Origin of the sequence: uncultured Rikenella sp., assembly GCF_910579375.1 — a bacterium.
Classification (GTDB): domain Bacteria; phylum Bacteroidota; class Bacteroidia; order Bacteroidales; family Rikenellaceae; genus Rikenella.
Map to the genome: position 1 here is coordinate 1 of NZ_CAJTUJ010000117.1, position 6090 is coordinate 6090.

At 60.0% G+C, this 6090-nt stretch carries 4 protein-coding genes; 2 read left to right on the plus strand and 2 right to left on the minus strand.

Annotated features, from left to right (window positions below; translation table 11 throughout):
* Positions 1-86: 86 nt before the first annotated feature.
* Positions 87-1373: a histidinol dehydrogenase gene (hisD, locus tag QZ302_RS08145; RefSeq protein WP_294594326.1), complete on the minus strand. Its 1287-nt coding sequence runs from the start codon at positions 1371-1373 to the stop codon at positions 87-89.
* 347 nt (positions 1374-1720) lie between these two features.
* Entirely contained in the window at positions 1721-2572 is an 852-nt protein-coding gene (gene hisG / locus QZ302_RS08150; protein WP_294594328.1) for an ATP phosphoribosyltransferase, read from the minus strand.
* Positions 2573-2905: 333 nt separating this feature from the next.
* On the opposite strand from hisG, the gene QZ302_RS08155 reads away from it, so the two are divergent.
* Positions 2906-3874: a GSCFA domain-containing protein gene (locus QZ302_RS08155; protein ID WP_294594331.1), complete on the plus strand. Its 969-nt coding sequence runs from the start codon at positions 2906-2908 to the stop codon at positions 3872-3874.
* 23 nt (positions 3875-3897) lie between these two features.
* Positions 3898-5532 (plus strand): alkaline phosphatase family protein, encoded by a 1635-nt coding sequence (locus tag QZ302_RS08160; protein WP_294594333.1) that lies wholly within the window; start codon positions 3898-3900, stop codon positions 5530-5532.
* Positions 5533-6090: the final 558 nt, after the last annotated feature.

Genomic DNA, 6090 nt, shown 5'->3' on the forward strand with positions numbered 1-6090 from the left:
GCGTAGCTATCACGAAAGTTCTTTGCGCCGCTTTCTTACAAGAAAGCGGCAGTTCCCTGCGGGTAGACACAGATGACCGAACCTAATTATTTCAGCGAATTGAGTCTTATCGTCACCGCATTTCGGTGCGCATCCAGCCCCTCCGCCGTTGCCATCCGTTCCACCGTCCCGCCGATATTCCGAAGCCCTTCGGGTGTCAGCCGTTGGAGCGTGATCTTTTTGCAAAAGCTGTCCAGATTCACCCCGCTGTACGCCGCCGCCCAGCCGCTCGTCGGCAGCGTGTGGTTCGTCCCCGAAGCGTAGTCCCCCACGCTCTCCGGCGAGTAGTGTCCCAGAAAGATGCTCCCCGCATTCTCGATCTGCGCCGCAATCGCCTCCGGCTCCTCCGTTTCCACGATCAGGTGTTCCGCCGCATATAGGTTCGCCATTTCGACCATTTCCGCCACCGAAGCCACCACGAAGATACGGCTTTCCGCTAACGCCTGCGTCGCAATCTCGGCCCGGCCCAGCAGGGCCAGCTGCCGCGAGACCTCCGTTTCCACCGCCGCAGCCAAGGTAGGAGAGGTCGTCACCAGTATCCCCTGACTGTCCGGCCCGTGTTCCGCCTGCGAAAGCAAGTCCGCCGCCACGAAATCCGCCCGTGCCGTGTCGTCCGCCATCACCATCACCTCCGACGGCCCCGCCGGCATGTCGATCGCCATCGCACTTAGCCCCAGCAACTGTTTGGCCGTCGTCACATAGCGATTCCCCGGCCCGAAAATCTTGTTGACCCGCGGCATGCTCTCCGTCCCGAACGCCATCGCCGCTACCGCCTGCGCCCCGCCGACTTTGAAAATGCGGGTCACCCCACAGAGTTGCGCCGTCCAGAGAATTTCCGGCGCTATCGTCCCGTCCTGTCGCGGCGGCGTGCAGAGCACAATCTCCTTGCAACCTGCAATCTGTGCCGGAACGGCCAGCATCAGCACGGTCGAAAAGAGCGGCGCGCTCCCGCCCGGCACGTAAAGCCCCACACAATGGATGGCCACGCTCCGCTGTTCGCAGCAGACGCCCGGCATCGTTTCGATGCGTATCGGCTCCATCCGCTGCGCGCGGTGAAAGGCGATGATATTCTCTCGTGCCTGTCGGATGGCGTTTTTCAATGCGTCGTCCAATAGTTCGTCGGCTTTTGCAATCTCGTCGTCGGTAACGGCTGGTGAGTCGATTTTCACGCCGTCGAACTGGTCGGCGAGCTCGCGCAGGGCGGCGTCTCTGTCTTTCCGGACGCGCTCGATGATATTTTCTACCCGTTTACGGATCGTCTCGTTCTCTTGTTGCAGGGGGCGCGCAAGGAGGTCTTCCCATGCTGTACGCGGCGGCTGGATATAGGTCTTCATAATAACTTATTTTTTACCTCTCGTTTGTTATTGTGTCTACCCGCAGAGAACTGCCGCTTTTTGTAAAAAGCGGCACCAAAAACTTTTATGCCAGCTACGCTACGCCTCAGGCTCCGCAGTCCTCATGTTTCGTGAGTCTGTCGGGCTGGGGTTTTCTCGGCGAGCGCGCTAAATAACGGGAAAATAACCCCAGCGCGCTACGCCGGAAAACCCCAGCCCAACCAACCGAGAGTTGGGCTCCCGGCAGCTTTAGGATGCGTAAGCATCCGCCTAAAGTTTTTCTGGTTCTCTTTGTTCACAAAGAGAACAGTCCCCTCCTGGTAAGTACGAATAATCAGAAACGAGCGTTATAAAATCATTTTTTCGGGCGTGAGGACGAGAATATCCTCCGCCCCGATCGCCTTGAGCTGTTCGATTTTTTCCCAGAGCACCCGTTCGTCCACCACCGCATGCAGTGAACTCCACCCCCTTTCCGCCAGCGGCAGGATCGTCGGGCTCTTGATTCCCGGCAGAATTCCCGTCGCCTCCGCCAGTCGCTCCGTCGGGATATTCATCAGGATATATTTTTTGCCCCGCGTACGCTCCACCGCCTCGATGCGGAACAACAGCTGGTTCAGCAGCGCCTGCTTTTCCGGCTCCAGCCTCGGCGTGGCGATCAGCACCGCCTCCGAGTGCATCGCCGTTTCGACCTCCTTCAGACCGTTCGAAACTAGCGTTCCCCCGCTGCTGACGATATCGAAGATCGCCTCCGCCATCCCCACCGCCGGAGCGATTTCGACCGACCCTGCAATCTCCTCGATTTTCGCCTCTATGTTTCTCTCCTTCAGAAACTTGCGCAAGATAACCGGATAAGAAGTCGCGATCCGTTTCCCGTTGAAATACCCGATCCCCTCGTACTCCTCCCCCTTCGGGATCGCCAGCGAGAGGCGACACCTGCCGAAGCCGAGTTTGTGCACCACCGTCGCCCCGCACCGCCGCTCCTCGTACTCGTTGAGTCCCACGATGCCGAGGTCGGCCACCCCCCGTTCGACCGCGTGCGGAATGTCGTCGTCCCGCAGGTAGAGCGCCTCGATCGGAAACAGCTCCGCGCGAGCCAGCAGCCGGCGTTTGCCCCGTTCGATGTCGATGCCGACCTCGGCTAGCAGTTCGAGGCTCTCTTCGTTGAGCCGCCCCTTGGATTGGAGAGCGATACGTATCATGATCAGTTGTGTTTTATGTGAAAAAAAGAGAAGCCTGCCTTTCCGTGTCGGAGAAGCAGGCTTCGGTTTTGCGTTCTATGAAATATGTGCAGCTACATATCGATTCCGGCAAAAAGCGACTTCCCCTCATCGGCAAAGCAATGATGGCAGTGGTGCCCGTGGTGGATATGTGCGTTCAGAATCATATTCGTTGTCCGGATAGACAAAGGCAAATGTAGGGAATCTTTCCTGATTTCCAAATTTTCGGTCGGTGAATTTCCGGAAAACGTTTCGGGAGACGGGAACCGAAAAAGGGCTATCTTTGGGAGATCCATTTTCATATCCCCCGGCGCCGTGTCTCACCCGACCTCTTTTCGCACCCCCCTCCTTCTGCCCCGATATCCCTTTCGGATCGGCCCCGCCGACCGCGGTTTGGCCCTCGGCTCCTGTTTTGTCGACCACATCGGGCGGTGGCTTGTCGCGGGCAAACTGCCCCTGTGCGTCAATCCCTTCGGTGCCTTGTATAATCCCGCCAGCATAGTGCAGACCTTGGAGCGGCTCGCCTCCGACCGGCCGTTCCGTGCAGCCGATCTGGTCGAATACAACGGCCTGTGGCATAGCTTTATGCACCACGGCGACTTCTCGGGGCCCGATGCGGCGGAGGTAGTGCGCCGCATCGAAGCAGCGCGTGCAGAGGGAGTCCGGGCCCTGCGAGAGGCCCGCTACCTGATGCTCACCTTCGGAACCGCGTGGGTCTACGAGCGCGAGGGGCAGGTCGTCGCCAACTGCCACAAACTGCCCGCGCGGAGCTTCGTCCGGCGGCGGCTGACGGTGGACGAGATCGTCGAACCGCTGGCTGACCGGCTGGAACGCTGGCCCGACAAACAGACGATTCTGACCGTCAGCCCCGTGATCCATCGCGGAGACGGACTCGTCGAAAATCAGCTGAGCAAATCGACCCTGATTCTCGCCGCCCACCGGCTCGCCGAACGGTTCGCCGGGCGCGTGCACTATTTCCCCGCTTACGAGATCGTCGTCGGCGAACTGCGCGACTACCGGTTTTATGCCGACGACATGTGCCATCCCTCGTCCCTCGCCATCGAATATATTCGTACCCGGTTTTCCGAATCGCTCCTCTCGGCCGAAGCGGCGGAGCTGGTCTCGGCGGCCGGCGAACTCCGGAGCGCGATGAACCACCGTCCGTTGCATCCCGAGGGGGCGGAATACGCCGTCTTCCGGCAGGCGATGCGTCGTCGGGCCGAGGCGGCGCAAGCGCGTTACCCGACGGCCGATTTTTCGGAAGAGCTGCAATTTTTTGCGTAAATTTGTCGTTCAATTCATTCAGAATGAAAAAGTTTCTCACTCTCCTCATAGGGGTCGGCAGCGTGCTGTCGTCCGTTTCCGTTGTGCACGGTCACTCGGCCATCAGTCGCCGGCCGCCGAAACTCGTTGTCCAGATCGTCGTCAGCCAGATGCGCTACGACTACCTGCTCCGCTTCGCCGACAACTTCGGCGAGCGGGGCTTCCATGCGTTGGTGCGCGAGGGATCGCTCTGCAAACGAGCCTCTTACGACTATGCCCTGACCCGCACCGGTTCGGGGCTTGCCACGCTGACCACGGGAGCCAACCCGTCGATGCACGGCGTGGTGGGCGAGCGGTGGTTCAACTACACGACCGGCGAGGCGATCGACCTGGCGGCGGACAAGAAAGCTTTTACCGTGGGGAGCGACGAGTACGACGGTCAGTTTTCGCCCCGGGGACTGATTGCCGGCACGGTGGGCGACCAGCTCAAGGCCGTCTATCGGGACTCTAAAGTGGTGAGTATTGCGTTCGACCCGGTTTCGGCCGTGGTGGCGGGCGGCCACTCGGCCGATGCGGTCTACTGGCTGAACGGCAAGAACGGCAAGTGGGTGACGAGCGACTATTACGTCTCGGCCCTGCCTCAGTGGGTCGAAAAGTTCAACGAAGAGGGGGCCGTGGTGGGCTATTCGGCCCAGAAATGGGAGATTTCCCGTCCGTTGAAAGCCTATCACAACGATGTCTATACCGATATCTCGATCGACACGAGTTGGAAACTCAGTTTCGACTTTCTGACCCGCAAGAAATACGACTACGACCGGTTGCGCTCCTCTCCGGCGGCCAATACGCTGGTTCGGGACTTTGCCGTGCAGTCGATCATCTACGAGGGGTTGGGGAACGACGATGCACCGGATGTATTGAACCTCGTTTTCGACGCTTCGCGGTACATCGGCGAGAAGTACGGGACGGGATCGGTCGAGCTGGAGGACAGCTACTACCGGCTGGATGCCGATTTGGCTTCGTTGCTGGAGTTTCTGGACACGCAGGTGGGGCGCGACCGGCTGTTGGTGGTGCTGACTTCGGACCACGGCGCCTCGGATCCGATTCGGGCCGACAGTCGCGTGCCGGCCGGGCTGTTCGACAACGGCCAGTTCGCGGCGATCATATCGGGATTCCTGGTGGCCCAGCTCGGGCCGGGCAACTGGCTGTTGAAGTTCGAGAATCGGCAGATCTATCTGAACCGCGGGCTGATTTATCAGAAAGGGCACAATCTGGAGGACTTGCAGAACCGGGTGGCTAACTTCGCGATCCAGTTCAGCGGCGTCTCTCAGGCGGTGACGGCCACCGCGTTGCAGAACGGCCATTTTACGGGCGGTGTGCTGGAGCGGATGCAGAACAGCTTTTTCCCGCGCAACTCGGGGGATGTGACGATCAACCTGATGCCGGGCTGGATCGAATACACCGAGGGTCGGTTGTCGGATTCCGGTTCGCCGTATAACTACGACACGCACGTGCCGTTGATCTGGTACGGGAGCAGCGTCGGGAATGTGGATGTGGAGCGTCAGGTAAACCTGACCGACGTGGCTCCGACCCTGGCGGATATTTTGGGGATCGCTCCGCCTGCGGCCTCGATGGGGACGACGATTCCGGAGATTTTCGTGTCGCGAGCGGCGGAGGAATAGAGTGCGTGTGAATAATGAGGAGGGAGAAGCTGCCGCGCGTTTTTTTGGTAGAGGCTGCCATAGCGAAAAGTAGTTTCGCCCGTCCACGGGACGTGTGGCCTGCTTGGCCGACGCGTTCGCGTCATGGCGCGCGGCCGTTATTACTTTTCAGTTGCTCGCGTGCCGTCGCCTAAAGGAGCGATTCAGCTATTTCGGCTTACTGCCGAAATAGCTGAATCGCGTAAGGCGCGCGAACAGAGAATCGGGTAGAGGCTGGTAGTAAAACGCCCTGTGGGCGCGCCCGCCCGCGTAAAGAGGGATTTCACTCGTTTTGCGGTGAGCAAAATCGAGATGAAATCCCAGCGGGCGACGGAAATGCGGCGGAGCGAAAGCGGAGCCGCAGTGAGGCTGACACGAGGCGGAGAATTGGGACGAGTTTTGGGCGGTGCTTGTGCGACCTTTAGGTCGCCGTCCTCGGCGAGGGCGACGCTTTAGCGGCGCGTGGAGGGGCGCGCCGAGGACGAATTTCGCAGAACGGTGAATGGGCTGTGCTCTTGCGACCTCAAGGGTCGCCGGGCC

What these genes read in the sequence shown, in the direction of transcription:
- hisG (WP_294594328.1), bottom strand. Translation starts at nt 2,572, where the DNA reads ATGATACGTATCGCTCTCCAATCCAAGGGGCGGCTCAACGAAGAGAGC.
- QZ302_RS08160 (WP_294594333.1), top strand. Translation starts at nt 3,898, where the DNA reads ATGAAAAAGTTTCTCACTCTCCTCATAGGGGTCGGCAGCGTGCTGTCG.
- hisD (WP_294594326.1), bottom strand. Translation starts at nt 1,373, where the DNA reads ATGAAGACCTATATCCAGCCGCCGCGTACAGCATGGGAAGACCTCCTT.